Raw genomic sequence first — 24,121 nt, forward strand, 5'->3', positions numbered from 1 at the left:
TCCACATTCCATCATAATCTCCCACGATTAAACAGAGCCGAACATAGCCGTCGGGCGTGCGTGATCCCCGGTGCGATGGGCCGTCGGTGTCTACCATCTCTGTCATGCGGGAAGCGGCCCATACGGGGCTCCGGCGACGCGCGCGGGGGCGGCCCCGCCGTGACCCCGGTCCGCTCGCCCGGGCTGTCGCCCGGATGGTGGTCCGCGCCGCCGACGGTGCCACCCGCCTCGTCACCGACCTGCTCGGAGCTGGCCCGGCGGCCGGCCGGGAGCGCATCTCCGAGGCCGAGCTGCGGGACCTGGTCGCCGCGAACACGGTGCTCGACCCGGACGAACGGCGGATCATCGACGAGGTCTTGGTGGCCGGCGCCAGCCTGATCCGCGAGGTGATGATGCCCCGCACCGAGGTGGTCTTCCTGCCCGCCCGGCTGACCATCGCCGAGGCCGCCCGGTTGGTCCGGGCCGAGACGCACACCCGCTACCCGGTCACCGACGGCACCCACGACGACGTGGTCGGCTTCGTGCACCTGCGCGACGTACTGCTGCGCCCGGACGCCGACCCGTGCGTCACCGTCGGCGAGCTGACCCGGGAGGTGAAGCGACTGCCCGGCAGCAAGCGGGTGCTGCCCGCACTCACCGAGATGCGCCGGGAGGGTCAGCACCTGGCGGTGGTGGTCGACGAGTACGGCGGCACCGCCGGGATCGTCACCCTGGAGGACCTGATCGAGGAGCTGATCGGCGAGATCCACGATGAGTACGACACCAAGCCGGACCCGGTGCACGGCCTGCCCGCCGTGGTGGACGGTCGGCTCAACCTGGCCGACTTCGCCGAGCGGACCGGGCTGGTGCTGCCCGCCGGGCCGTACGAGACGGTCGGTGGGTTCGTGATGGCCGCCCTGGGTCGGCTGCCGGTGACCGGCGACGAAGTGCCGGTGCCCGCTGAACCGGTCGACGCCGACGGGCCCGACCCGGCCGATCCGTCGGGCGGCTGGCTGTTGCGGGTGCTGACGCTGGATGGACGCCGGGTGGCCCGGCTCGCGGTCTCCGCCGTGCGGATGCCCGAGCAGCGCCGCGAGGCCGGCACCGGGCAGTCGAGGGAGGCTGGCACCGAGCAGCGCCGCGAGGCTGGCACCGGGCAGTCGCGGGAGGCCGGCGCGCGGTGGTCGCCGGAGCCGGTGGCCGGGCAGCAACGCGGGGCCGTGGTCGGGCCGATCCGCCGGGTCGGCCAGGGGGAACCGCGCGAGGTCAACGCCCCGACAGCGGCGGGCCGCGGCTGACCCGCCGGCCCGTCATGACGGACCCCGTCGCTTGCTGACAGAATTATCGCCATGTCCGACGTTCCCGCCCGCCCCCGCGTCTTCTCCGGCATCCAGCCGACGGCCGACTCTTTCCACCTCGGCAACTACCTCGGCGCGGTGCGGCACTGGGTGGCCCTGCAGGAGACCCACGACGCGTTCTACTGCGTCGTGGATCTGCACGCCATCACCGCGGGGCACGACCCGGTGCTGCTGCGCCAGCGGACCCGGGTGGCTGCCGCCCAGCTCTTCGCGGTCGGTCTGGACCCGGAGCGCAGCACCCTGTTCGTGCAGTCACAGGTGCCTGAGCACTCGCAGCTGGCCTGGGTGCTCGGCTGCATCACCGGCTTCGGCGAGGCCAGCCGGATGACCCAGTTCAAGGACAAGTCACAGAAGCAGGGCAACGAGCGGGCCAGCGTCGGCCTGTTCACCTACCCGATCCTGCAGGCCGCCGACATCCTGCTCTACCAGGCCAACGCGGTGCCGGTCGGCGAGGACCAGCGTCAGCACCTGGAGCTCTCGCGGGACCTGGCCCAGCGCTTCAACTCGCTGTTCGGCCCGACGTTCACGGTGCCCGCGCCGCACATCGTCAAGGACACCGCGAAGATCACCGATCTGCAGGACCCGACCGCGAAGATGTCCAAGTCGTCGTCCTCGCCGGCCGGCATCATCGACCTGCTGGAGGACCCGGCCCGGTCGGCGAAGAAGATCCGTTCGGCGGTGACCGACACCGGCCGGGAGATCGTCTTCGACGCCGAGACCAAGCCGGGCGTGTCCAACCTGCTGACCATCCACTCGGCGCTCAGCGGGCGCGGCATCGACGATCTGGTGGCCGCGTACGCCGGTCGCGGTTACGGCGACCTGAAGAAGGACCTGGCCGAGGTGGTGGCGGAGTTCGTCCGCCCGATCCAGGAGCGCACCCGCACCTACCTCGACGACCCGGCGCAGCTGGACAAGCTGCTCGCCGCCGGCGCGGAGAAGGCCCGTGCGGTGGCCGGACCGACCCTGCGGTCCGCGTACGAGCGGGTCGGGTTCTTCCCGCCGGTACGCGGCGAATAGCGCCCCGGGACAGGTGGGCGGGTCGGTGGCCGAAGGGGCGGCGCGGAGCGTGGATCGCAGTGGCGGGGTGCCGCCAGCCGGCGACACGATCCAGGTCGGCATCGCGGTGGACATCCCGGAGCCGTGGGGGGCGCAGCTCACCCGACGGCGGGTCGAGGCCGGCGACCCGCTGGCGGTGCCCGCGCACGTGACGCTGCTCGGGCCGACCGAGATCCCGACGGCCGCCCTGCCCGCCGTCGAACGGCACCTGGCCGCCGTCGCCGCCGCGCACCTGCCGTTCGCGCTGCACCTGCGGGGCACCGGCACGTTCCGCCCGGTGACCCAGGTGGTGTTCGTGGCGGTGGCCGCCGGGATCAGCGAGTGCGAGCTGCTGGCCGGCGCCATCCGCGCGGCACCGGAGCTGCACCGCGAGACCCGTTTCCCCTACCATCCGCACGTCACCGTGGCACAGGACGTGGCACCGGAGGCGCTGGACAAGGCGTACGAGGATCTGGCCGACTTCTCCGCGATGTTCGAGGTCGACGCGTTCACCCTGTTCTCGCACAGCGGGCAGGCCCGGTGGCAGCCCCGTCGGGACTTCCGCCTCGGCGGCTGACCGTTCGGCGACGCGCCGGGGGCGACGCATCGTTCGGCGAAGCATCGTTCGGCGACGCGCCGGTCGGCGAGCATCGGGAGCCGGTTGCCCCTATGGCGGCGGGAGATCGGCGAGGATGATCGCGTGAACGTGATCGGGGCGATCGAGGCGGGCATCGACCGCTGGGTGAGCGCCGCGCGCTCCCGGTCGGGGCTCTTCGACCACGTGTGGCGGGCCGGCGCGCTCTACGCCGAGTTGCTGGCCGGGCGGCTGGCCGCTGCGATCGCTTACTACGGCTTCTTCGCGGTGTTCGCCCTCGCGCTGGTCGCGTACTCGATCTTCGGCGCGATCCTGGAGGACAACGACGAGGTCAGCGCGGCGGCGGCCGGGTTCCTGAAGGAGAACCTGCCGTTCCTGGACGCGGAGCAGATCGCCAACTCCAGCGGCACGGTCGGCGTGGTCGGCCTGGTCATCCTGGTCTTCACCGGGATCGGCTGGGTGGAGGCGATCCGCTCCTCACAGCGGTTGATGTACCGGCTCAACCAGCAACCCGGAAACCTGGTGATCCGGCGGCTGGTCGACCTCGGGGTGATGATCGGCGTCTTCGTGCTGCTCGGTGTCTCGGTGGCCGCGGTGGACGCCCTGGAGTCGCTGCTGCGATTCCTGCTGCGCAGCACCGGCTCGGTCGGTCTGACCACGATCAGCGCGATCCTCAGCGTGCTGATCAACGCGGTGCTCGCGACCGCGCTGCTGGTCGCGGTGCCCCGGCTGCGGGTGAGCCGGTCCCGGCTGCGCCCGGTGGTGGTGCTGGTCGCGATCGGCATCACGCTGCTCAACACGGTCGGGCGGTACTACGTGGTGCGCACCGAGCGGAACCCGGCGTACACCGTGGTGGCCGGCGCCGTCGGCCTGCTGCTCTACCTCTACCTGCTCAACCAGCTGGTGCTGTTCGGGGCGGCGCTCCTCGCGACCAGTCAGCGTGGACGGGTGTTGGACCTGGCGGAGGGCGCCCCGCCGGTGGCTCTCGACGAGGACACCGATCCCGGTACGCCGGGCGGTGCGGGCTGATGGCGGAAGGTGCGCAGGTGACGATCTCGGTCGACTCGGACTCGTCGGTGCCCCCGTACGAGCAGGTACGCGGGCAGCTCGCCGAGTTGATCGGCGACGGCCGCTTGCCGGTGGGCAGCCGGCTGCCCACCGTCCGGCAGCTCGCCGCCGACCTGCGGCTGGCCGCGAACACGGTGGCCCGGGCGTACCGGGAGTTGGAGACGGCCGGGCTGCTGGAGACCCGGGGGCGCAACGGCACCTTCGTCGCCCCCGGCCGGGACGACGCCGTCGACCGACTGCACCGGGCGGCAGCCGGGTACGCGGCCGAGGCGACCCGGCTGGGCGTGCCGCCCGCCACCGCGCTCGCCCTGGTCCGCGCCGCCCTGGACGCCGCCCGTCCCGGCTGACCAGTCGCTGATCGGGCGCCCGGCGGGCGGAAACTGAGGCGAACGGCGTCGGCGCTCGTGTTCGCGGACCATGATGAGCCGGTGGGCGCACTCATGACACTGGACCTGCCGGCCGACTCGCCGATGCTCGGTCTGCCGTGGATCATCACCTTTGGCCCGCTCGGTGACCTCGACGAGTGGGAGCCGGTGGTCTGCGGGCCGTACGAGCGGCCGCACGCGTTGGCGCTGGCCGAGGCGGTGGTGGCCGACGAGCAGCTGATAGCCGTCGTGGAGCCGCTGCTGCCGGCGCTGTCGGCCGACGAGATCCGCAGCGAGATCGCCGCCGCACAGGTCGCCGCCGAGGACGAGGACCGCCAGGTCGAGGGGGCCGACCTGTACGGCGACTTCGAGGACGTGATCGACGAGGAGCTGGACGCCGCCGCCGACGAGGCAGGCCACGGCGAGCCCGCCGAGCCGCCGGACGAGGCCGAGGTACGCGCCGGCTTCACCCGCATCGCGGCGCTGCTCACCGCGAAGTGAGCCGCTCCGGACCGGGACGCCGCGCGTCGGGGCGGTCAGCGGGCGGAGCACACCTTGGCGCAGACGGACACCGGCGCCACCCGGAGCGGACTCCGCGTGGCGCCGGTGCCACCTCACCCCCCACCACAAGGGGCCGGTAGCCCAGTCGCCCGCCGGCGCGGGGCACGACGGACGACCAGGTTGGTGACGGATTACCCGCTCAGCGCCGTTCCAACCAGGCGGCCGCGTCAACCGGAAGCAGATGGCCGGAGCCCTGCTCGGTGAGCGCCGCGCTGGCGACGAGCGGTTGGCCGTACCCGTCGATCAGGACCGGCGCGCCGCTGAGGTTGACCACGCAGGTCAGCACGGTCGCGCCGGAGGTGCGGGAGAAGGCCAGCACGCCGGGCTCGCTCTCCAGCCAGGTCACCCCGCCAGCGTCGACGGCCAGCGCCGGGTGCTCGTGCCGGATGCGCAGCGCGGCCCGGTACAGCTCCAGCGTCGAGCCGGGCACGCCGGTCTGCGCGGTGACCGACAGGGCCCGCCAGGTCGCCGGGGCCGGTAGCCAGCTCAGCTCGCCGCCGGCCGGCCCGAAGCCGTACGGGGCCAGCTCGCCGCTCCACGGGATGGGCACCCGGCAGCCGTCCCGACTCTCGCCGGTGCGCAGGAACGCCGGGTCCTGGCGCAGTTCGTCGGGGAGGTCGAGCACCTCGGGTAGGCCGAGCTCCTCGCCCTGGTAGAGGTAGGCGCAGCCGGGCAGGGCGAGCATCAGCAGGCTGGCGGCGCGAGCCCGGCGCAGCCCCTCGGCGCCGTCACCGTAACGGGTGACGTGCCGCTGCTTGTCGTGGTTGGACAGCACCCAGGTGGTGGGTGCGCCGACCACGGTCGACTCGGACAGCGCGGTGTCGATCACCTTGCGGAACGAGTCGGCCGACCAGGTGGCGTCGAGGAAGTCGAAGCTGAACGCCTGGTGCAGCTCGTCCGGGCCGATGTAGCGGGCCAGCCGCTGCGGGGTCTCGGCCCACGCCTCGGCGACCGCCATCCGGCCGCCCGGGTAGCTGTCCAGGATGGGCCGCCAGGCGCGGTAGATCTCGTGGACCTCGTCCTGGTCGAAGTACGGCAGCCGGCCCTTGCCGAGCAGCTCGACCTGGCGCTGGCCGGTGGTCATCGTGCTGAAGCCGACGTCCGGCAGCCCTTCGGCCTTGATCATGCCGTGGGCCACGTCGATCCGGAAGCCGTCCACGCCCCGGTCCAGCCAGAACCGCAGCACGTCCTCGAACTCGGCGCGGACCTCGGGGTGGCGCCAGTTCAGGTCCGGTTGAGCCGGGTCGAACAGGTGCAGGTACCACTCGCCGTCCGCGACCCGGGTCCAGGCCGGGCCGCCGAAGATGCTCTCCCAGTCGTTCGGCGGCAGTTCGCCGTGCGCACCCCGGCCCTCGGCGAAGAGGTAGCGGGTCCGCTCCGGGGAGCCGGGGCCGGCGGCGAGGGCGGCGGCGAACCAGCGGTGGACGTCGGAGGTGTGGTTGGGCACCAGGTCGACGATGATCCGCAGGTCGAGGGCGTGCGCGTCGGCGATCATCGCGTCGAAGTCGCTGAGGGTGCCGAACATCGGGTCGACGTCCCGGTAGTCGGCGACGTCGTACCCGCCGTCGACCATGGGGGAGGTGTAGAAGGGGGTCAGCCAGAGCGCGTCCACCCCGAGGTCGCGCAGGTACGGCAGGCGTTGCCGGATGCCCTGGAGGTCCCCGATGCCGTCGCCGTCGCTGTCGGCGAAGCTGCGCACGTAGACCTGGTAGACGACCGCGGAGCGCCACCAGTCGTCGTCGGCGGTGTGGTGCGGGGTGGTGGTGCTGACGGTCATCGGTGGCGTTCCCCGTCTGTCTCGGGTCAGGTGCGGCGGCGGCACCCGGCGCGGCGCGGACGGTGGCAACGCGGGTGTCTGAGCAATATGCCGCCCAAACACTGCAAGAGTCAAGCAGTTCTTGCGCAAGGCGTGCCGGGGTTGCTGCTGCGCCAGTCGGCTGCCCAGCCTGGTGGGGTGCCGCTCAGGCGGGGACGGCCAGCGCCGACGAGCCGGGTCGGTGCCGGTTCGACCCGGCTCCGCCGGTCCGGGTGCCGGCCGGGGCGACCGCCGTGGAGCCGCGCACCACCAGCTCCGGGCGGAACAGGTACTCCGAGTGCGGGGCGCCGTGCCCGTTGATCTCGTCAACCAGGGCCCGGACCGCGGCCACCGCCATCGCGATGACCGGCTGCCGCATGGTGGTCAGCGGCGGGTCGGTGAAGGCCATCAGTGGCGAGTCGTCGTAGCCGACCACGGAGAGGTCGCCGGGGACGGTCAGGCCGCGCTGGCGGGCCGCCCGGATCGCGCCGAGCGCCATCAGGTCCGAGCCGCACACCACACCGGTCACCCCGCGGTCCAGCAGCCGGCCGGCCGCGGCCTCGCCACCCTCCACACCGAACAGTGACAGCTCGGCCAGCGGGCCCAGGTCGGCCTCGGCGACCCCGGCCAACCGGGTCATCGCGGAGCGCCAGCCGGCCACCTTGCGCTGCACCGGGACGAAGCGGTCCGGGCCGGTGATCAGGCCGATCCGACGGTGCCCGAGCGCGACCAGGTGGGCCACGGCCAGCTCGGCCGCCTCCCCGTCGTCGCAGGAGACGAAGGGGGCGCCGATGCCCGGCACGTACCCGTTGATCATCACGACGGGCAACGGCCGGGCGATCAGCGCCCGGTAGCGGTCGTGGTTGGCGGCGGTGTCGGCGTGCAGACCGGAGACGAAGGCGATCCCGGAGACCTGACGGTCCAGCAGCATCTCGACGTACTCGTCCTCGGTGACGCCACCGGCGGTCTGGGTGCAGAGCACCGGGGTGAACCCGCTCTGCGCCAGGGTCGACTCGATGACCTGGGCGAAGGCGGGGAAGATCGGGTTGTCCAGCTCCGGCACCACCAGGCCGACCAACCCGGCGCTGCGTTTGCGCAGCCGGGCCGGGCGCTCGTAGCCGAGCACGTCGAGAGCGGTGAGGACGGCCTGCCGGGTCTCCGGGGCCACGCCGGGGCGGTCGTTGAGCACCCGCGACACCGTGGCCTCGCTGACTTCGGCCTGCTGGGCGATGTCGGACAGTCGAGCGCGCATGGCGGCACTTTAGCCCACCGGCAAGTTCTTGCGCGGCGCTCTGCAAGTGCTTCCATAATCTGCAACCTCTTGCTAACGTCCCCGCAACATGCGAGAGCAGCGGCGCAGCATCCAAGCGCCGGTTGGCAAAAACTTCCAGAGCTTCCCATCGGTGGGCCGCCCTTCCCCCGGCGGACCGCCATGACGACAGGAGTACCGATGCGCATCCGTACCGCGGGTGTGGTCGCCCTCTTCGCCCTGGCGCTCGCCGCCTCGGGCTGTGGTGGCGACAGCGACGAGCCGGCCGCGAACCAGTCCCCCAAGGCGGCCGGCGGCAAACTGGTGATCTGGGCAGACGACAAGCGGACCGCCGCTCTCAAGCCGTTCGCCGAGAAGTTCGGCCAGGAGAACGGCGTCACCGTCGAGGTCCAGGCCGTCAGCAAGGACCTGCAGACCAACTTCGTCACCGCCTCGCAGCAGGGCAGCGGCCCCGACGTGGTGGTCGGCGCGCACGACTGGATCGGCAACCTGGTGCAGAACGGCGCCATCGACCCGGTGCAGCTCTCCGCCGAGCAGAAGAACGGGTTCAACCAGACCGCCGTCAAGGCGGTCACCTTCAACGGTCAGCTCTACGGCGTGCCGTACGCCCAGGAGAACCTGGCGCTGATCCGCAACACCGAGCTGGCCCCCGAGGCGCCGAAGACCATCGAGGACCTGGTCGCCCAGGGCAAGCAGCTCAAGGCGGCGAAGAAGGCCACCGAGACGCTCTGCCTCCAGGTCGGCCAGAACGGCGACGCGTACCACATCTACCCGCTGTACACCTCGGCCGGCGGCTACCTCTTCGGCGCCGGCGCCAACGGCGACTACGACCCGAAGGACCTGGGCGTGGGCAAGCCCGCGTCGATCGAGGCGTTCAAGAAGATCGGCGCGTTGGGCGAGAAGGGCGAGGGCGTGCTCAAGCGCTCCATCTCGGACACCAACTCGATCGCCACCTTCACCGGTAAGAAGTGCGCCTACCTGGTCTCCGGCCCGTGGGCGGTGGCCGACGTCAAGAAGGCCAACATCAAGTACGACATCTCCGCCATCCCCGGCTTCGCCGGCGGCAAGGAGGCCCAGCCGTTCGTGGGCGTGCAGGCGTTCTACGTCGCCGCCAAGGGCAAGAACAAGGCGCTGGCCCAGGAGTTCGTGGCCAACTACACCACGACGCCCGAGCTGGCCGTCGCGCTGTACAACGCCGAGCCCCGGCCGCCGGCGCTGACCGCCGCCCTCGACCAGGTCAAGGGCAGTGACCCGGACCTGGCCAAGTTCCAGGAGGCCGGCAAGAACGGTCAGGTGCTCCCGGCCATCCCGGCGATGGCCGCGATCTGGGACCCGTTCGGCAAGGCCCAGGCCGCTGTCATCGGTGGGGCCGACCCGACCAGCACCATCACCGCGGCCGGCAAGACCATCTCGGGCCAGATCAAGTAATGAGCACGCCGCAGTCCGGCCCGGGGTCCGCCACGCGGACCCCGGGCCGGGGGCCGGTCGGCTCCCGGCCCCCGCGCTCCCGTGCCGCGCGTGACCACGCGCCGATCACCCTGACCGGCCTCGCCGGCAAGGTGCTCCTGCTCGGCCTGACCGCCGGTATCGCGATCTGGGCGGCCTTCCCGCTCATCGACGGCGGAAAGTGGGCCGGCCTGGCCCTGCTGACGGCGACCACCGCCGGGCTGTTCTACCTGTACCTCACCCGCCGGCACATCCCGGCCAAGTACCTGGTCCCGGGCACCCTGTTCCTGATCGCCTTCCAGGTCTTCCCGGTGCTGTACACCGCCAGCACCGCCTTCACCAACTTCGGTGACGGGCACCGGGGCAGCAAGGACGACGCGATCGTCGCGATCCAGACCTCCTCGGTCACCCAGGTGCCCGGCTCCGCCGAGTACGCCCTGTCGATCGCCACGAAGGGCGACCCGGCCTCCGCCCCGCTGGTCTTCCTGGTCACCGACCCCACCACCGGCACGGTCTCCGCCGGTGACACCGGTGGGCTACGCCAGCTCGACGCCGCCGACGTCACGGTCGCCGCGGGCGGCAAGGTCACCGCCGCCGAGGGCTACACCGTGCTGAACTTCGGCCAGGCCAGCGCCCGCAGCAAGGAGATCACCGACCTGGTGGTGCCCACCGCCGGCGGCGCGCTGCGCTCCAGCGGCCTGTCCCGCGCCTACGAGGGCAAGGCGGTGCGGGCGTACGAGGCCGGCTGCGACTGCGTCCGGGACACCGGGACCGGGCAGACCTGGACCGCCGACGAGGAGGTGGGCGCCTTCGTCGCCGCCGACGGCGAGCGGCTGGCCCAGGGCTGGAAGGTCCACGTCGGGCTGAGCAACTTCACCCGGGTGCTCACCGACGAGAACATCTCCGGCCCCTTCCTCAGCACCCTGATCTGGAACTTCGCCTTCGCCATCGCGTCCACCGGCGGGACGTTCCTGCTCGGCATGATGATCGCGCTCGTGCTGCACTCGCCCCGGATGCGCGGCAGCAACCTCTACCGGGTGCTGCTGGTCCTGCCGTACGCCATGCCGTCGTTCGCGATGCTGCTGGCCTGGCGGGACATGTTCAACGCCGACTTCGGGCTGATCAACAACCTGTTCGGACTGGACGTGGACTGGTTCGGCCAACCGTGGACGGCGCGCCTCGCGGTCATCCTGGTGCAGCTCTGGCTCGGCTACCCGTACATGTTCCTGGTGGCCACCGGCTCGTTGCAGGCCATCCCGCGGGAGCTGACCGAGGCGACCTCGATCGACGGGGCCTCGCCCTGGCAGTCCTTCCGCGCGGTCACCCTGCCGCTGCTGCTGATCGCGCTCTCCCCGCTGCTGATCTCGTCGTTCGCGTACAACTTCAACAACTTCAACGCGATCTACCTGACCACCGAGGGCGCGCCCTTCCCGGCCGACAACCCGACCAACGGCGCCACCGATCTGCTGATCACGTACACCTATCGGCTCGCCTTCGGCGGGCAGGGCGCGGAGTTCGGCTTCGCCGCCGCGATCTCGCTGTTCATCTTCGCCATCGTCGCGGTGGTCTCGACCGTCAGCTTCCGGCGGACCCGCAAGCAGGAGGAGGTGTACTCGTGACCACACTCACCGGGGCCGCGCGTACCGGCGACACGGCGGGCCGGCCGCCCGCGGCCAACCGCAACGCCACGGGCCGGCGCCGCAACCGCTGGTTCGCCCAGGTCGGCTGGCGGCACCTGGTCGCCGTGCTCGGCGTGCTGTTCAGCCTCTTCCCGATCGTGTTCGTGCTCTCCGCCGCGCTCAACCCGCTCGGCACGCTCTCCACCACCGAGCTGGTGCCGACCGGCGGGGTCTCGCTCGGCAACTTCGGCGAGTTGTTCGAACGCACCGCCTTCGAGCGGTGGTTCGTCAACTCGCTGCTGATCGCCGGAGTCGCCTCGTTCGCGTCGGTGTTCCTCTCCGCGCTGGCCGCGTACGCCTTCTCCCGGATGCGGTTCCGCGGTCGGCGGGTGGGGCTGCTCTCGCTGCTGTTGATCCAGATGTTCCCGCAGTTCCTGGCGATCGTGGCGATCTACCTGATCTTCGGCACGATCACCGACCTGTGGCCGTCGATCGGCTTCAACACCCCGTGGGGGCTGCTGCTGCTCTACATGGGTGGCGCGCTCGGGGTGAACACCTGGCTGATGAAGGGCTTCTTCGACACCCTGCCCCAGGAACTGGACGAGTCGGCCACCATGGACGGGGCCTCGCACGCCCAGGTCTTCTTCCGGATCATGCTGCCGCTGGTGGCGCCGATCCTGGCGGTGACCGGGCTACTGGCGTTCATCGGCACCATCAACGAGTTCCTGATGGCCAACGTGTTCCTCACCAGCAGCGACTCGAAGACGCTCGCGGTCGGCATGTACGGCATGTTGCAGGGCAACGAGCGCAACAACAATTTCGGGATCTTCGCCGCCGGGACCCTGCTCACCGCGATCCCCACCGTGCTGGTCTTCCAGCTCCTCCAGCGCTACATCGTCTCCGGGCTGACCGCCGGCGCCGTGAAGGGGTAGCCGTCGGCGCCCGTCCGCGAGTACCCCCGAGTGCACCCGAGAGGAGACCCCGCCATGCAGCCGCACCATGACGGATCCGCCCGCTACGTCCCGCAGCAGGAGCCCACGCTGGGGGAGGTCGTCGACGTCTTCGTCCGGGCGCCGGCCGGCGCCGACGTCCGCCAGGTACACGTACGCACCACCGGTGACGGTGAGCCGAGGTTCATCGAGGCGGTGGTGGATCGCACCGACGGCGGAGACGTCTGGTGGCGGGCCGAGGTGCCGGCCCGCAACCCGGTGAGCAACTACCGATTCCTGCTCTCGGGGCGGCGCGGTCCCCGGTGGCTGACCGCGGCGGGGCTGGTCGACCACGACGTGCCCGACCACGGCGACTTCAAGCTGGTCACCCACGCCCCGCCGCCGACCTGGGCGCGGGACGCGGTGATCTACCAGATCTTCCCGGACCGGTTCGCCCGGTCCGCCGCGGCCGACGCCCGGCCACTGCCGGACTGGGCGATCCCGTGCCACTGGGACACTCCCGTGGTCGGCCGTGGCCCGGAAACGCCGCACCAGCTCTACGGTGGCGATCTGGACGGGATCGCCGAGCGGTTGGACCACCTGGATCGGCTCGGGGTGAACACGGTCTACCTGACCCCGATCTTCCCGGCCCGCTCCAACCACCGCTACGACGCGGCCAGCTTCGACCGGGTCGACCCGCTGCTCGGCGGGGACGCCGCGCTGGCCCGGCTCGCGGACGCGGTACGGGCCCGGGGCTGGCGGCTGCTCGGCGACATCACCAGCAACCACACCGGCGACGCGCACGACTGGTTCACCGCCGCCTCCTCCGACGTGCGTGCCCCGGAGCGGGAGCTGTACTACTTCGACGAGATCACCGGGGACTACGAGTCCTGGAACGGGATCAAGTCGCTGCCGAAGCTGAACTGGGGCAGCGCCGAGCTGCGCCGCCGCTTCGCCACCGCCGACGACGCGGCGCTGCGCCGCTGGCTCCGCCCGCCGTACGGGCTGGACGGGTGGCGGGTGGACGTGGCGAACATGACCGGCCGACGGGGCGCCGACGCGTACACCCACGAGGTGGCGGCGCTGCTCCGCTCGGTGCTGGCCGCGGATCGGCCGGACGGCCTGTTGATGGCAGAGCACGGCCACGACCACACCGGCGACCTGGACCGCGACGGCTGGCACGGCACCATGAACTACGTCGGCTTCACCGATCCGGTCTGGTCCTGGCTGCGGCACGGCGACCAGCCGGTGCCGAACTTCCTCGGCACCCCGGGCGGGGTGCCACGGCGGGACGCGGACGCGGTGCTCGGCACCATGGACGCCTACCGGTCGCTGATCTCCTGGCGCTCGTACACGCACTCCTGGCAACTGCTCGGCTCGCACGACTCGGCCCGGATCCGGACGGTGGTCGGCGACGCCGCCCGGCAGGAGGTGGCCGCCGGTCTGCTCGCCACCATGCCCGGTATCCCGATGATCTTCGCGGGGGACGAGCTCGGTCTGGTCGGCACGAACGGCGAGTCCTCGCGTACCCCGATGCCGTGGCACCGCCCGCAGAGCTGGGACGCCGGCACGCTCGCCGCGTACCAGGCGCTGATCGCGCTGCGCCGCGGCGAGCCGGCGCTGCGCCACGGCGGCCTACGCCGGTTGCACCACGACCCCGACACGATCGTCTTCCTGCGCGAGGCACCGACCGGGGCGGTGCTGGTGCTGGCTCGGCGGGCGGCCGGGGCGCCGGTGCGGCTGGCCGGGTTGCCGGCCGCGGAGAACGTGTACGGCGGCGCGCCGGCGCTGCGGCCCGGCCCGGACGGTGCGCTGACCCTGCCCGCGGACGGCCCCACCTTCCAGGTCTGGCGGCTGTGCTGAACGCCGCCGCGGTGGCTCGGACGCGCCGAGTGCCACGACCGGGCTACTACAAACTGTCGTTGATAGGGGAAGATGGGCGGCGTGGAAGCACTGAGACTGACTCTCCTCTATGTCCATCTCATCGGGTTCGCCCTGTTGCTCGGCGGCACGATCGCCCAGTACGTCAGCGGCCGGCTACGGATCAACCCGGCCATGCTGTGGGGGTCCGTGATCGGTCTGCTGACCGGGATCGGGCTCTCCGCCCCGCTGCGGGACGGTGACGAGCCGGCACCGGCGAAAATTGTGACGAAGCTGGTGCTCGCGCTGCTGATCTTCGTCATGGTCTTCTTCTCCCGGAAGCGGGACGCGGTCAACCGCGGCCACTTCCTCGCGATCGCCGGTCTGACCCTGGTCAACGCGGCGGTCGCGGTCTTTTGGCGGTAACGTCCGACGAAGGGACGCCCCTCGAAAACGGGACTTTGAGGGCGCCTCGGCTGCTCGCCTACCAGCACGATGAGTGACTTGCCCCACGCAAGGGTTACACGCGGGTAACAGGCGCTCAACAGTCGTGCACGATTGTCGGCCGGTGGGTGGGCGCGGGCGTACGCTCCCGTCCGTAACGTGGGACAGCCGGCGGCACACCGCAGGTCGGCTGATGGGCTGCCACCGCACTAGGCGCGGTGTGCAATGGGAAGGAGACGTCTTGCGCTCGGTGCGTGGGATGCGGATCGCCTCGATCTTCGCGGTGGGTGGGCTCGTGCTCAGCGCCGCCGCGTGTGGCGAGGCCCCCGATGATGACAACAACGCCGGCAGTGGCGCCAAGAAGTTCAGCGCCTGCATGGTGACCGACGTCGGCGGCATCGACGACAAGTCGTTCAACACCTCGGCCTGGAAGGGTCTCGAGGAGGCCAAGGCCGCCAACAGCAACATCGAGACCAAGTTCGTGGCGTCGAAGGCCGAGGCCGACTACGAGCCGAACCTGACGCAGTACGTCAACCAGAAGTGCGACTTCATCCTGGCGGTCGGTGGCCTGATGGCCAACGCCACCTCGAAGATCGCCAAGGCCAACCCGAACCAGACGTTCGGCATCGTCGACGCCAACCCGGGTGACGCCAACGTCTACCCGATGCAGTTCGACACCGCGCAGGCCGCGTTCCAGGCCGGCTACCTGGCCGCCGGGATGAGCAAGTCCGGCAAGGTGGGCACCTACGGCGGCCTGCCGATCCCGCCGGTGACCATCTTCATGGATGGCTTCGTCGACGGCGTGGCGTACTACAACCAGACCAAGGGCAAGAACGTCCAGGCGCTGGGTTGGAACAAGGAGACCCAGAAGGGTTCCTTCACCAACGACTTCGCCAAGCAGGACGAGGGCAAGAAGGTCTCCGACGCGCTGGTCGCCCAGGGCGCGGACATCATCATGCCGGTCGCCGGCGGCGCCGGCCTCGGCACCACCTCCGCGGCCAAGGCCTCGGGCGGCAAGTACAACACCATCTGGGTGGACGTCGACGGCTGCGAGAGCACGCCGGACTGCTCCGCGATCATCACCACGGTCGTCAAGAACATCCCGGAGGCCGTCAAGGAGGCCGTGCTCAAGGCTGCCGGTGGCGAGAAGCTGCAGGCCAAGCCGGGCTTCGTGGGCACCCTGGCCAACACCGGTGTCTCGATCGCCCCGTACCACGACTTCGACAGCAAGGTTCCGGCCGAGCTGAAGGCCGAGGTCGACAAGATCAAGGCGGACATCGCCGCTGGCACCATCACCGTCACCTCGAAGGCCCAGCCGACCAAGTGACGACCGGCCGGTCCCTCCGATGAGATCATCGGGAGGGTCGGCGGGGGACAGGTACGACCGATCCGGCCGCTCCGGCGCCGCGGGTTAACCACCCGTGGGGCCGGAGCGGCCGATCGCGCGCCACGGTGACCGGGCCAGTCCGGCTCGGTCAACGGCAGCTACGCTGCACCATCGCTCGCACTCCAGGAGGTTGCGCTGAGACTCGAACTGCGCGGCATCACCAAGAGGTTCGGTGATCTGGTCGCCAACGACCACATCGATCTGACGGTCGAGCCTGGAGAGATTCACGCCCTGCTCGGCGAGAACGGCGCGGGCAAGTCGACCCTGATGAACGTCCTCTACGGGCTCTACCAGCCCGACGAGGGCGAGATCCTGGTCGACGGCAAGCCGCTGAAGCTGAAGGGCCCGTCCGACGCGATCGCCGCCGGGATCGGCATGGTGCACCAGCACTTCATGCTGGTGCCGGTCTTCACCGTGGCGGAGAACATCATGCTCGGCGCCGAGCAGGTCCGGGGCGGCATCGCCGGCTTCCTGGACCGGCGGCGGGCCCGGCGCGAGGTCGCCGAGGTGTCCGAGCGCTACAACCTGCGGGTCGACCCGGACGCGGTGATCGAGGACCTGCCGGTCGGCATCCAGCAGCGCGTCGAGATCGTCAAGGCGCTCACCCGCAATGTCGACCTGCTCATCCTGGACGAGCCGACGGCGGTGCTCACCCCGCAGGAGACCGAGGAGTTGCTGACGGTCATGCGGTCGCTCAAGGCCGCCGGCAAGTCGATCGTCTTCATCACCCACAAGCTCGGCGAGGTCAAGGCGATCGCCGACCGGATCACCGTGATCCGGCGCGGCAAGACCGTCGGCACCGCCCTGCCGGAGGCCAGTCGCGACGAGTTGGCCGCCCTGATGGTCGGGCGCAACGTCCGGCTCACCGTGGAGAAGTCCCCGGCCACGCCGGGCGAGCCGGTGCTGGAGGTGGCCGGGCTGGTCGTCGACGACGACCGGCAGATCCGGGCGGTCGACGGCGTGGACCTGACCGTGCGCGCGGGCGAGGTGCTCGGCGTGGCGGGCGTACAGGGCAACGGCCAGACCGAGCTGATCGAGGCGATCATGGGCCTGCGCCCGTTGCTCGCCGGCACGGTCAGCCTGGCCGGCGACCGGATCGACGGCTGGAAGACCAAGAAGGTGCTCCGCGCCGGCGTCGGCTACGTGCCCGAGGACCGCAGCGTGGACGGCCTGGTCAAGGAGTTCAGCGTCGCGGAGAACCTCGTGCTGGACATCTACGACCGGCCGCCGTTCGGCGCCGGGCTCGCGCTCAAGCCGGACGCGATCGCGACGTCGGCGAAGGAGCGGATCGAGCAGTTCGACGTACGCACCTCATCGGCCGACGCGCCGGTGGGCACCCTCTCCGGCGGCAACCAGCAGAAGGTGATCGTGGCCCGGGAGATGTCCCGGCCGCTGAAGCTCTTCATCGCCGCCCAGCCGACCCGCGGCGTCGACGTCGGGTCGATCGAGTTCATCCACAGCCGGATCATCCGCGAGCGGGACATCGGCACCGCCGTCATGGTGGTCTCCAGCGAACTCGACGAGGTGATCGGGCTGGCCGACCGGATCGCGGTGATGTACCGGGGCCGCATCATCGGCATCGTCGGCCCGGACACCCCGCGCGAGGAGATCGGCCTGCTGATGGCCGGCATCAGCCCGGACGCGCTTCCCGAGCGCGGTGCGGGCGCCGCGCCGACCGACGGGACGGCCACGGACGGCACGGCCACCGACGGTGCACCGACCGACGGCACGGTGACCGACGGGGGCCCGGCGAGCGCCGCAAGCCCCGCGAGCGAGGACGAGGAATGAGCGACCCCAACCCGCAGTCCGGCTCGCCGGACAAGGAACCGGCGAGCGAGGCGCAGGCCGCGCAGACCGCTCTGGGTAACACCGAACAGGCCGAGTCGGCGACCGCGCCCGGCCGGTCGGCGCCGGAGCCGAAGCCCGCCCTGGGCCGGCTGTTCCTGGACAACCTCTGGGCGGCCAACACCTTCACGGTGACCCTGCTGTCGCTGGTGCTGGCGATCGTGGTCGGCGCGGTCTTGATGATCATCTCTGATCCGGACGTGCTCGCCACCTACTCGTACATCACCTCCCGCCCGTCCGACGCGCTCAATTCGAGCTGGACGCTGGTCAGCGAGGCGTACGCGAACCTGTTCAAGGGCTCGATCTTCGACCCGGAGACGTTCTCCGGCTGGCTGAACGGCACCAACGGCTGGGAGGCCGTGCTCGCGCCGATCTCCGAGACGCTCACCTACAGCGCGCCGCTGGTCTTCACCGGCCTGTCGGTGGCGCTGGCCTTCCGCGGCGGCCTGTTCAACATCGGCGCCCAGGGCCAGGCCACCATCGGCGTGATCTTCGCCGCGCTGGCCGGCTTCCTGCTGCCGCTGCCGCCCGGCCTGCACCTGCTGGTGGCGGTGCTGGCCGGCGCTCTGGGCGGGGCGATCTGGGGCTTCATCCCCGGCATCCTCAAGGCCCGTGCCGGTGCGCACGAGGTGATCAACACGATCATGCTCAACTACGTCGCCACGTACTTCCTGACCTGGCTCATCGTGCAGAACGGCGTGCAGGATCCGAACCGTACCGACGCCATCAGCAAGGCGGTGGACAGCTCCGCGCAGCTGCCCCGGCTGCTCGGCGACAACCTGCGGGTGCACGCCGGCATCCTGCTCGCCGTGCTGGCCACCTGGGCGGTCGCCTGGCTGCTCAACCGCTCCACGCTCGGCTTCGAGCTGCGCGCGGTCGGTGCCAACCCGGACGCCGCCCGCACCGCCGGCATCAGCGTCACCCGGACGTACATCCTGATCATGGTCTTCGCCGGGATCCTGGCCGGTCTCGGCGGCTCGAACATGGTGCTCGGCTCCACCGCCAGCGCGTTGACCCCGCTGGTGGTCGCGCAGATCGGCTTCGACGGCATCCTGGTGGCGCTCCTCGGGCGGGTGAAGCCCTGGGGGGTGTTGCTGGCGGCGCTGCTGTTCGGGGCGCTACAGGCCGGCGGCAACCGGATGCAGTCGTACTCGGGGATCTCACTGGAGCTGGTCACGGTGCTCCAGGCCCTGATCGTCATCTTCATCGCCGCGCCCGCCCTGGTGAAGGCGATCTTCCAGCTCCGGGCCGCACGAGCAGCCCGGTTGCAGACGAGCCTGGCGAAGGGCTGGTAACTCATGTCCACCATGGCTGTCCCCGACGTGGCGGTCGCCGCGGTCGACGAGGGCTTCTGGACCCGGAACCGCAAGGTCGGCCTCGTGCTGCTCGCGCTCGGCCTGCTCTCGGCGGTGCTCTTCGGCGCGCTCGCCACCGACCAGCAGGCCCGGTTCACGCTCAGCGATGACGCGGGCGGCGCCGCGCTGGAGATCAACGGCACGATCGGCGCGATCCTGTTCGGGATCATCGCGATCGCCGCCGGCGCGGCCCTGCTCGCCGGGGTGCCCAAGCGCTGGTTCACCACCGTGCTCGGGGTCGGGCTGATCGGCTTCGTCCTGTCGTTCCTCTGCTGGCAGGTCTCCGCCGCGCCGACCGGGCAGAACTTCATGCCGCTGGTCAACATCATCCGGGGCACCTTCATCCTGGCTCTGCCGCTGATCTTCGGTGCGCTGGCCGGCGTGCTCTGTGAGCGTTCCGGTGTGGTCAACGTGGCCATCGAGGGGCAGTTGCTGATGGGCGCGTTCAGCGGCGCGCTCTTCGGCAGCATCTCCGGCAACGTCTGGGTGGGCCTGGTGGCCGCCGCCCTCGGCGGCGCGTTCATCTCGCTGCTGCTGGCCATCTTCGCCATCCGCTACCTGGTCGACCAGGTGGTCATCGGCATCGTGCTGAACCTGCTCGCGGTCGGCGTCACCGGCTTCCTCTACGAGCGGCTGATGCAGACCAACATCGAGCGGTACAACAGCGCTCCCCGGTTCAGCAACTGGGAGATCCCGCTGCTCAAGGACATCCCGGTGCTCGGCCCGGCGCTGTTCCGCGGCAACATCTTCCTCTACCTCGGCCTGCTCCTGGTGCTGGTGATCCACATCGCGCTGTTCCGCACCCGGTGGGGGCTGCGTACCCGCTCGGTCGGTGAGCACCCGACCGCCGCCGACACGCTCGGCGTCAAGGTGCTGCGGGTGCGGTACCGCAACGTGCTGCTGGCCGGTGTGGTCGCCGGCATCGGCGGTGCCTCCTACACGCTGGCGCTCTACTCGTTCACCAAGAACATGATCGGCGGCAAGGGCTTCATCGCGCTGGCCGCGCTGATCTTCGGCCGGTGGAACCCGACCGGGGCGCTGCTCGCCGCGCTCTTCTTCGGCTTCGCCGACCAGCTCGCCACCTATCTCGGTGCGATCAACAGCGCGATCCCCAGCCAGTTCCTGGCCATGCTGCCCTACCTGGCGACGATCCTGGCGGTGGCCGGGCTGGTCGGCCGGGTCCGGGCACCGGCCGCCGACGGCAAGCCGTACATCAAGGGCTGACGCCCGGTGGCCGACGCGGCGGGGCCGAGGTGGTCCCGCCGCAGGCCACGATGGCGGTGCGGCAGAATGATGGGATGACCGAGATCGACTGGGCGCGCCTGCGCGCCGCCGCCACGGATGCGATGCGGCACGCGTACGCGCCGTACTCGACGTTCCCGGTCGGTGCGGCCGCTCTGGTCGACGACGGCCGGGTGGTGGTCGGCTGCAACGTGGAGAACGCCGCCTACGGGGTGACCCTCTGCGCCGAGTGCGGGGTGGTCTCCAGCCTGCACGCCACCGGCGGCGGTCGGCTCGTCGCGCTCTCCTGCGTCGACGCCACGGGTGAGCCGCTGATGCCGTGCGGCCGATGCCGGCAGCTGCTCTGGGAGCACGGTGGGCCGGAGTGCCTGATCGAGACCAGGGACCGCCCGCTGCGGATGTCCGAGCTGCTGCCACACGCCTTCGGCGTGGAGGACCTGGAGGCGGTGACGGGCGAGACGCCGGTGCCGGTGGTTCCGGAGCGGCTGGCCGCCTGGCGTGGACGCGGCACCGTCTTCGTGCACCCGGACATGTCCGCCGGGCAGCAGGTCTGGACGGCGTACTGGGAGCGGTCGGCCGGGGACGACGCGGGCGCCGAGACCGGTGTGCTGGAGGAGGCCCCGAGCTGGGACGACCCCGCAGAGGCGATCACCTGGGGAATGGCCCGGACGCCCCGGGTGGTGGTGGTCGACGCGACCGGGACCATCTTCTGGGCCGGTGAGGGTGAGCCGCCGATGGAGATCCCGGTTCGCTGGTCTTGATCTTTGTTGCTGGTTGCGCTTGGGGCCGGGGCCGACCGTGCCCGGCTCCGGGCGGTCGGGCTTGATCCCTCCGCCGGGCACGGTCGGCCCCGGCCCCGTCGTGGGCACGGCCGTACGTCGGTCACGGTTGCGGGCCGGTATCTCGATACGACTAGAGAGATCTTCTGATGAGTAGTGGTTTTGCTGCTGTTGATGTCATTCGGGTGAAGCGGGACGGGGGTGTGCTGTCGGACGCGCAGATCGACTGGGTGGTGGACGCGTACACCCGGGGGGTGGTCGCCGACGAGCAGATGTCGGCGCTGGCCATGGCGATCCTGCTCAACGGCATGACCGGGCCGGAGATCGCGCGGTGGACCGCCGCGATGATCGCCAGCGGTGAGCGGCTGGACCTCTCGGCGGTGCGTCGCCCGACCGTCGACAAGCACTCCACCGGCGGCGTCGGCGACAAGATCACCCTGCCGCTCACCCCGCTGGTGGCGGCGTGCGGCGCGGCCGTGCCGCAGCTGAGCGGGCGCGGCCTCGGCCACACCGGCGGCACGCTGGACAAGTTGGAGTCCATCCCGGGCTGGCGGGCCGCGCTGAGCAACGACGAGTTCATCACGCAGCTCGGCGACGTCGGCGCGGTGATCTGCGCGGCCGGCGCCGGGCTCGCCCCCGCCGACCGCAAGCTGTACGCGCTGCGCGACGTGACCGGCACGGTGGAGGCGATCCCGCTGATCGCCAGCTCGATCATGAGCAAGAAGATCGCCGAGGGCACCGGGGCGTTGGTCCTTGACGTCAAGGTCGGCTCCGGCGCCTTCATGAAGTCCGTCGACCAGGCCCGCGAGCTGGCCCGCACCATGGTCGAGCTGGGCGGCGCGCACGGCGTCCGGACGGTCGCCCTGCTCACCGACATGTCCACGCCGCTCGGCCTGGCGATCGGCAACGCGGTCGAGGTGACCGAGTCGGTCGAGGTGCTGGCCGGTGGCGGGCCGGCCGACGTGGTGGAGCTGACGCTGGCCCTGGCTCGGGAGATGCTCGACGCGGCCGGGCTGCCGGACGCCGACCCGGCGGCGGCGTTGCGGGACGGCCGGGCGATGGATTCCTGGCGGGCGATGGTCCGGGCGCAGGGCGGCGACCCGGACGCGCCGATGCCGGCCGCCACGGAGGTCGAGGTGGTCCGCGCCGAGCAGGACGGGCACGTCGCGGCCGTCGACGCGTACGCCATGGGGGTGGCGGCCTGGCGGCTCGGCGCGGGCCGGGCCCGCAAGGAGGACCCGGTGAGCGTGCCGGCCGGGGTGGTGCTGCACAAGCGGCCGGGCGACCCGGTACGGGCCGGCGACCCCCTCTACGAGCTGCGCGCCGAGGACCCGGCGCGGATCCCGGCGGCGCTGGCAGAGGCTGCCGGTGCCGTGCGGATCGCGCCGACCGCACCAGCGGCGACGCCGTTGGTCATCGAGCGGATCGGCTGACCAAGCGCGGAGTCGGGGTCGCGTGGTGCCCGTCACCAGGGGGCGCTATTCTCGCAGGCCAAGGGGGATAGCCGGCCTTGAGCCGTCGCGAGCAGACAGGAAGACTCCGCCGTGACCGTATCTGCCCCCAACCCCCGTGAGGTGCGCGAGGCGAGCCTGGACGAGCTGTCCCGGCTCGGCCTGCCGTTGCCGCCGGCCCAGTTCCCGCTCGTCTGGGAGCCGGGTGACAAGATCGAGCTGCGTCCCACGGCGGAGATCGAGGCGCGGATCGCCGTGCTGCACCTGATCCTGGCCCGCTGCTTCGGGATGCCCCCGCAGGCGGCGATGAGCTGGCTGCTCGGCTCGCACCTGGTCGAGATGGTCACCCCGCCGGAGTGGCAGTTCGTGATGGGCGGCAAGGGCGACCACCGCTCGTTCGTGCTGCACCACGACGCGCTCTTCGCGCTCGCCTGGGTGCTCGGGCTGACCAAGCAGCTCGACCCGACCCTCGCCGTGGACGAGCAGCTGATGGAGCGGTTGCCGCACATCGCCGCGGGGGAGATGTTCCCGCACTGGCGATCCCGGATCCTCACTGCGCCGCAGCACCCCGCCGATGTGGCCGCCCTGCTCGACCTGCACTACTGCCTGGACTGGGCGTACCTGGAGACCGAGCGGAGCGGCCGGCCGGTGCCCGGGCTGGTCGACGCGAACGCGATCGGGCAGCGGCGTTGGGCGCTGGAGTGGGCGGTGATCCTGCGCGGGCCGTACCACGACGAGCCCCCCGGCTGGGAAGAGGTCGACCTCTCCACCTGACCGGCCGGGTCGGGTGCCGGCACGGGAAGCGGCGGGCGGTCAGCGGGGCATCGGGCGCCAGACGGTCAGCCGCACCGCGACGGTCACCCGTACCGGCTCGGCGAGGGCCGTCACCCGGGCGGCGAGCCCGGCCGGGTCGGTGTGCCAGGCGCTGGGGCCCATCCCGACCAGCGTCGCGACCTCCGGGCCGGTCAGTGCCAGCTCCCGCCGGTGCACGGTCGACGTCGCCGGGGTGAAGTGCCCCCCGAGGCTCTCGGCGACCCGGTCGGCCTTGGCCGGGTCCACCCGCAGCAGGCCGAGGGCGCCGACCAGTTCGGTGAGGTGGTCCTCGGCCGGCGTCACCACGAGCAGGGACCCGGCCGGGTCGAGCACCCGGTGGAACTCCGCCCCGTTGCGCGGGGCGAAGACGTTCAGCAGCACGGCCGTGCCGGCGTCGGCCAGGGGCAGCCGCTGCCAGGTGTCGGCGAGCGCCGCCGCCGCGCGCGGGTGCGCCCGCGCGGCCCGGCGCAGCGCCGGCTTCGACACGTCCAGGGCGAGACCCGCGGCGTCCGGCAGCGCCGCCAGCACCGCCGCGAGGTGCCGGCCCGTCCCCGCCCCGGCATCCACCACCAGGGGGTACGACCCGACGGCGTGCTCCCCGGCTTCGTGCTCCCCGGCTTCGTGCTCCTCGGCCAAGTGCTCCCCGGCCGGGTGCTCAACGGCCTGTGTCGCGGCGGCGGCGAGGGCGGTCGAGACCAGGTCGTAGTGGCCGGCGGAGAGGAAGTCGGCGCGGGCGGCCACCATCTCGGCGGTGTCCCCGACGTGCGGGGCGCGGCCGGCGAGCAGGTTCACGTAGCCGTGGCGGGCCACGTCGAAGCTGTGCCGGCGCGGGCAGCGCAGCGCGCTGGCACCGCCAGCGGCGACCTCGGCCAGCGGCTCGGCGCAGACCGGGCAGCGGAGCCGGTCGACGATGCGGGGGTCCACG

21 protein-coding genes are annotated in these 24,121 nt (G+C 71.6%); 18 read left to right on the forward strand and 3 right to left on the reverse strand.

Annotated features, from left to right (window positions below; translation table 11 throughout):
- Positions 1-104: 104 nt before the first annotated feature.
- The 6 genes from ABZV00_RS06390 to ABZV00_RS06415 all read left to right on the forward strand — a co-directional run bounded on the left by ABZV00_RS06390 (position 105) and on the right by ABZV00_RS06415 (position 4,901).
- Positions 105-1,277, forward strand: a complete 1,173-nt coding sequence (locus ABZV00_RS06390) for a hemolysin family protein (RefSeq protein ID WP_355602369.1) — start codon at positions 105-107, stop codon at positions 1,275-1,277.
- A gap of 51 nt (positions 1,278-1,328) precedes the next feature.
- Positions 1,329-2,354, forward strand: coding sequence for a tryptophan--tRNA ligase (gene trpS, locus ABZV00_RS06395; protein WP_328423356.1), 1,026 nt, complete (start codon positions 1,329-1,331; stop codon positions 2,352-2,354).
- Positions 2,355-2,379: 25 nt separating this feature from the next.
- Positions 2,380-2,949: a 2'-5' RNA ligase family protein gene (locus ABZV00_RS06400; RefSeq protein WP_355602371.1), complete on the forward strand. Its 570-nt coding sequence runs from the start codon at positions 2,380-2,382 to the stop codon at positions 2,947-2,949.
- Between the two features lie 123 nt (positions 2,950-3,072).
- Complete coding sequence (locus ABZV00_RS06405) at positions 3,073-3,996, forward strand: YhjD/YihY/BrkB family envelope integrity protein (RefSeq protein WP_355602373.1); 924 nt, start codon at positions 3,073-3,075, stop codon at positions 3,994-3,996.
- The gene (locus ABZV00_RS06410; protein ID WP_328423363.1) at positions 3,996-4,382 is read left to right on the forward strand and encodes a GntR family transcriptional regulator; all 387 of its coding nucleotides are present in this window, start codon (positions 3,996-3,998) and stop codon (positions 4,380-4,382) included. The genes ABZV00_RS06405 and ABZV00_RS06410 overlap by 1 nt, the downstream gene beginning before the upstream one ends.
- A gap of 81 nt (positions 4,383-4,463) precedes the next feature.
- Positions 4,464-4,901: a hypothetical protein gene (locus ABZV00_RS06415; RefSeq protein WP_328423365.1), complete on the forward strand. Its 438-nt coding sequence runs from the start codon at positions 4,464-4,466 to the stop codon at positions 4,899-4,901.
- Between the two features lie 199 nt (positions 4,902-5,100).
- On the opposite strand, the gene ABZV00_RS06420 is transcribed toward ABZV00_RS06415, so the two are convergent.
- On the reverse strand, positions 5,101-6,738 hold the full coding sequence (locus ABZV00_RS06420) for a glycoside hydrolase family 13 protein (RefSeq protein ID WP_355602375.1): 1,638 nt from the start codon (positions 6,736-6,738) through the stop codon (positions 5,101-5,103).
- Positions 6,739-6,922: 184 nt separating this feature from the next.
- Positions 6,923-8,008 carry a LacI family DNA-binding transcriptional regulator gene (locus ABZV00_RS06425; protein WP_355602377.1) on the reverse strand — a complete coding sequence of 362 codons (1,086 nt, stop codon included), beginning with the start codon at positions 8,006-8,008 and terminating at the stop codon, positions 6,923-6,925.
- Positions 8,009-8,206: 198 nt separating this feature from the next.
- On the opposite strand from ABZV00_RS06425, the gene ABZV00_RS06430 reads away from it, so the two are divergent.
- From ABZV00_RS06430 to ABZV00_RS06485, 12 genes are all read left to right on the forward strand, one after another.
- Complete coding sequence (locus ABZV00_RS06430) at positions 8,207-9,454, forward strand: maltose ABC transporter substrate-binding protein (protein WP_355602379.1); 1,248 nt, start codon at positions 8,207-8,209, stop codon at positions 9,452-9,454.
- Positions 9,454-11,091: an ABC transporter permease subunit gene (locus ABZV00_RS06435; protein ID WP_355602381.1), complete on the forward strand. Its 1,638-nt coding sequence runs from the start codon at positions 9,454-9,456 to the stop codon at positions 11,089-11,091. The genes ABZV00_RS06430 and ABZV00_RS06435 overlap by 1 nt, the downstream gene beginning before the upstream one ends.
- Positions 11,092-11,207: 116 nt before the next feature.
- A complete protein-coding gene (locus tag ABZV00_RS06440) occupies positions 11,208-12,023 on the forward strand; it encodes a sugar ABC transporter permease (protein ID WP_355602598.1) in 816 nt (271 codons plus the stop codon).
- A gap of 54 nt (positions 12,024-12,077) precedes the next feature.
- Positions 12,078-13,883, forward strand: coding sequence for a glycoside hydrolase family 13 protein (locus ABZV00_RS06445; RefSeq protein ID WP_355602383.1), 1,806 nt, complete (start codon positions 12,078-12,080; stop codon positions 13,881-13,883).
- Between the two features lie 81 nt (positions 13,884-13,964).
- Positions 13,965-14,306: a hypothetical protein gene (locus tag ABZV00_RS06450; protein ID WP_328423376.1), complete on the forward strand. Its 342-nt coding sequence runs from the start codon at positions 13,965-13,967 to the stop codon at positions 14,304-14,306.
- 277 nt (positions 14,307-14,583) lie between these two features.
- Positions 14,584-15,651 carry a BMP family ABC transporter substrate-binding protein gene (locus tag ABZV00_RS06455; RefSeq protein ID WP_328426289.1) on the forward strand — a complete coding sequence of 356 codons (1,068 nt, stop codon included), beginning with the start codon at positions 14,584-14,586 and terminating at the stop codon, positions 15,649-15,651.
- 255 nt (positions 15,652-15,906) lie between these two features.
- Positions 15,907-17,499 (forward strand): ABC transporter ATP-binding protein, encoded by a 1,593-nt coding sequence (locus ABZV00_RS06460; protein ID WP_355602601.1) that lies wholly within the window; start codon positions 15,907-15,909, stop codon positions 17,497-17,499.
- Positions 17,496-18,851 carry an ABC transporter permease gene (locus ABZV00_RS06465; protein WP_355602385.1) on the forward strand — a complete coding sequence of 452 codons (1,356 nt, stop codon included), beginning with the start codon at positions 17,496-17,498 and terminating at the stop codon, positions 18,849-18,851. The genes ABZV00_RS06460 and ABZV00_RS06465 overlap by 4 nt, the downstream gene beginning before the upstream one ends.
- Before the next feature lie 3 nt (positions 18,852-18,854).
- Positions 18,855-20,135: an ABC transporter permease gene (locus ABZV00_RS06470; RefSeq protein ID WP_328423380.1), complete on the forward strand. Its 1,281-nt coding sequence runs from the start codon at positions 18,855-18,857 to the stop codon at positions 20,133-20,135.
- A gap of 74 nt (positions 20,136-20,209) precedes the next feature.
- Positions 20,210-20,914 (forward strand): cytidine deaminase, encoded by a 705-nt coding sequence (locus ABZV00_RS06475; RefSeq protein WP_355602387.1) that lies wholly within the window; start codon positions 20,210-20,212, stop codon positions 20,912-20,914.
- Between the two features lie 167 nt (positions 20,915-21,081).
- Entirely contained in the window at positions 21,082-22,365 is a 1,284-nt protein-coding gene (locus ABZV00_RS06480; RefSeq protein ID WP_355602389.1) for a thymidine phosphorylase, read from the forward strand.
- Positions 22,366-22,476: 111 nt separating this feature from the next.
- Positions 22,477-23,157, forward strand: a complete 681-nt coding sequence (locus ABZV00_RS06485) for a DUF4272 domain-containing protein (protein ID WP_355602391.1) — start codon at positions 22,477-22,479, stop codon at positions 23,155-23,157.
- A 39-nt stretch (positions 23,158-23,196) separates the two neighbouring features.
- Here the strand turns inward: ABZV00_RS06485 and ABZV00_RS06490 are convergent, their stop codons facing one another.
- Complete coding sequence (locus tag ABZV00_RS06490) at positions 23,197-24,120, reverse strand: putative RNA methyltransferase (protein WP_355602393.1); 924 nt, start codon at positions 24,118-24,120, stop codon at positions 23,197-23,199.
- Between the last annotated feature and the right edge of the window lies 1 nt (position 24,121).

The organism is Micromonospora sp. NPDC005173, from assembly GCF_040608515.1.
Taxonomy (GTDB): Bacteria; Actinomycetota; Actinomycetes; order Mycobacteriales; family Micromonosporaceae; genus Micromonospora.

What these genes read in the sequence shown, in the direction of transcription:
- ABZV00_RS06425 (WP_355602377.1), bottom strand. Translation starts at nt 8,008, where the DNA reads ATGCGCGCTCGACTGTCCGACATCGCCCAGCAGGCCGAAGTCAGCGAG.
- ABZV00_RS06465 (WP_355602385.1), top strand. Translation starts at nt 17,496, where the DNA reads ATGAGCGACCCCAACCCGCAGTCCGGCTCGCCGGACAAGGAACCGGCG.
- ABZV00_RS06475 (WP_355602387.1), top strand. Translation starts at nt 20,210, where the DNA reads ATGACCGAGATCGACTGGGCGCGCCTGCGCGCCGCCGCCACGGATGCG.
- ABZV00_RS06410 (WP_328423363.1), top strand. Translation starts at nt 3,996, where the DNA reads ATGGCGGAAGGTGCGCAGGTGACGATCTCGGTCGACTCGGACTCGTCG.
- ABZV00_RS06420 (WP_355602375.1), bottom strand. Translation starts at nt 6,738, where the DNA reads ATGACCGTCAGCACCACCACCCCGCACCACACCGCCGACGACGACTGG.
- ABZV00_RS06470 (WP_328423380.1), top strand. Translation starts at nt 18,855, where the DNA reads ATGTCCACCATGGCTGTCCCCGACGTGGCGGTCGCCGCGGTCGACGAG.
- ABZV00_RS06480 (WP_355602389.1), top strand. Translation starts at nt 21,082, where the DNA reads ATGAGTAGTGGTTTTGCTGCTGTTGATGTCATTCGGGTGAAGCGGGAC.
- ABZV00_RS06445 (WP_355602383.1), top strand. Translation starts at nt 12,078, where the DNA reads ATGCAGCCGCACCATGACGGATCCGCCCGCTACGTCCCGCAGCAGGAG.
- ABZV00_RS06435 (WP_355602381.1), top strand. Translation starts at nt 9,454, where the DNA reads ATGAGCACGCCGCAGTCCGGCCCGGGGTCCGCCACGCGGACCCCGGGC.
- ABZV00_RS06390 (WP_355602369.1), top strand. Translation starts at nt 105, where the DNA reads ATGCGGGAAGCGGCCCATACGGGGCTCCGGCGACGCGCGCGGGGGCGG.
- ABZV00_RS06455 (WP_328426289.1), top strand. Translation starts at nt 14,584, where the DNA reads ATGCGGATCGCCTCGATCTTCGCGGTGGGTGGGCTCGTGCTCAGCGCC.
- ABZV00_RS06430 (WP_355602379.1), top strand. Translation starts at nt 8,207, where the DNA reads ATGCGCATCCGTACCGCGGGTGTGGTCGCCCTCTTCGCCCTGGCGCTC.
- trpS (WP_328423356.1), top strand. Translation starts at nt 1,329, where the DNA reads ATGTCCGACGTTCCCGCCCGCCCCCGCGTCTTCTCCGGCATCCAGCCG.